This window comes from Paenirhodobacter hankyongi (assembly GCF_003664585.1).
Classification (GTDB): Bacteria; Pseudomonadota; Alphaproteobacteria; order Rhodobacterales; family Rhodobacteraceae; genus Rhodobacter; species Rhodobacter hankyongi.
In genome coordinates this window covers 1-1,033 of record NZ_RCHI01000051.1, presented here as the reverse complement: position 1 = coordinate 1,033, position 1,033 = coordinate 1, and the positions used below count along the sequence as shown (strand labels likewise).

Sequence of the window (1,033 nt, the reverse complement as noted above, 5' to 3'; positions counted from 1 at the left end):
ACCCCCGCCATGCCCACGAGCTCGGCCCAGAGCGCGCGGCCCGCCTCGGTGGTCAGGTCCTGCGCGTCGATCAGGGCGCGATATTCCTCGCGCGAGCGCGGCAGCGCGGCGTTATAGGCGGCCAGCGCCGTCGCCGCCTGCCGGGTCAGGATCGCCTGTTGCTCGGCCGCCGAGTAGAACGTGCCCCAATAGGTCGAGACCGCCGAGGTGAAGCCGTCGGCGCCGCCGAGCAGATCCTCGAGCGCCGAGGACACCGCCGCGCCGGCAAGGCCGGAATAGCGCAGCGTATAGCCGAGGGTGTCGAAGGCGCCGTTGACCGTGGTCAGCGCGGTGCTGAGCCGGGTGAGCGCCTCGGTCGCGGTCTCGCCCGTCGCGATCAGCTCGTCGAGACCGCCGATCATCAGCGCATAGGCGTCGGCCGCGTCCGACATCGCCGCGGCAAGCGCCTTGCCGATCTCCTCATCCGACAAGCCCTTGGTCGAGACCTTCAGCTCATAGGCGAAGGCGTCGAAGGTCTCGGTCGCGATGCCCAGAACCGAGGCCATCGACAGGATCGAGGCCTGCGTGGCGTTGATCGCCTGAGTGATCGGATCAGCCACCTCGGCAGACGCCGGCTTCGTGCTGGTGCTGGTCGAGGAGCTGAGCCCCCAGAACTTCGTCTTCTTCACCCGCTTGTAGGTCGAGACCAGCACATCGGTGTCGGTGATCACCGCCTTGATGCCGGCGTCGAGGAGCTTCGTCTTCGTCCCGAAGAAGCTGACCAGCCCGGCGATGATCGCGACCGGGCCGGCGATGGCGCCGATCGCCGAGCCGAGCGCGCCGAGCGAGGAGGCGATCGAGCCGCCGGCCCCGCTCAGGAGCGCGCCGACGTTGCCGGTGAGGTTCGCGAAGGCCGTCGTGACCGAGGTCGAGAGCCCGGCAAGCCCCGCCGAGAAGGCGCCCGAGATCGAGCCCCAGGCGGAGGACATGATCGAGCCCGCGAAGTTGCTCATGCCGAGCGAGAGCGCCGAGAAGGCGGTGCCGATCCCGGACA

Annotated in this window: 1 pseudogene; it reads right to left on the bottom strand. The window is 69.5% G+C overall.

Going from position 1 to position 1,033, the window contains the following annotated elements:
- A pseudogene (locus tag DYS74_RS18770) lies at positions 1 to 1,033 on the bottom strand (hypothetical protein); the annotation flags it as partial.